Source organism: Oleiphilus sp. HI0125, from assembly GCF_001635355.1.
Genome location: NZ_LWGF01001221.1, coordinates 1 through 805, shown reverse-complemented (window position 1 = coordinate 805; position 805 = coordinate 1). Strand labels below are relative to the sequence as shown.

Genomic DNA, 805 nt, shown 5'->3' with positions numbered 1-805 from the left:
ACTCGAGCAAGCTGGCGCTGAAGACGCCGACATGCTCATCGCCGTCACCAACAGTGACGAAGTCAACATGCTGGCATGCCAAATCGCGTACTCCTTATTCAAGACGCCCACAAAGATAAGTCGTGTAAGAGCAAATGCATACCTCAAGCAAAAATCTTTGTTCCGAAACGATGCCGTACCGGTCGATGTACTGATCAGTCCCGAACAAGTTGTCACGAAACATATAAAACGCTTGCTCGAGTATCCAGGCGCTCTTCAAGCGCTAGATTTTGCTGAAGGCGAAGTTAGTCTGGTTGCTATTCGTGCCTGTGAAGGTGGCCCATTGATCGGTCATGAACTTGCGGCAATTCGGCAGCATATGCCTAATATCGACACGCGAGTTGCGGCCATATTTAGAGATGGAAAACCAATCATCCCAAGCGGTAACACCGTTATCAATGAAGGAGACGAAGTGTTTTTCATTGCTGCACGTGATCATATTCGAGCGGTAATGAGTGAGCTCCAACCTTTAGAAAAAAGCTACAAACGCGTGATGATTGCAGGGGGTGGCAATATTGGTCAGCGCTTGGCAGAAAAATTAGAGCGCCGCTACCGCGTGAAAATCATCGAATCGTCGGCCTCGCGTTGTAAATCACTCTCCGAACATCTAGAACGTTCCACTGTACTAAATGGGAACTGCGCCGACAAAGACATGCTTATCGATGAGAACATCGAGAATACAGACGTGTTTATCGCAGTCACTAACGATGACGAAGCGAATATCATGGCATCGATGCTGGCAAAACGAATTGGTGCACGCAAAGTC

The 805-nt window shown here is 48.0% G+C and carries 1 protein-coding gene; it reads left to right on the top strand.

Going from position 1 to position 805, the window contains the following annotated elements; translation table 11 throughout:
* Positions 1-805, top strand: an 805-nt coding sequence (gene trkA, locus A3762_RS21215) for a Trk system potassium transporter TrkA (protein WP_082869278.1), incomplete at both ends; no start/stop codon positions are given.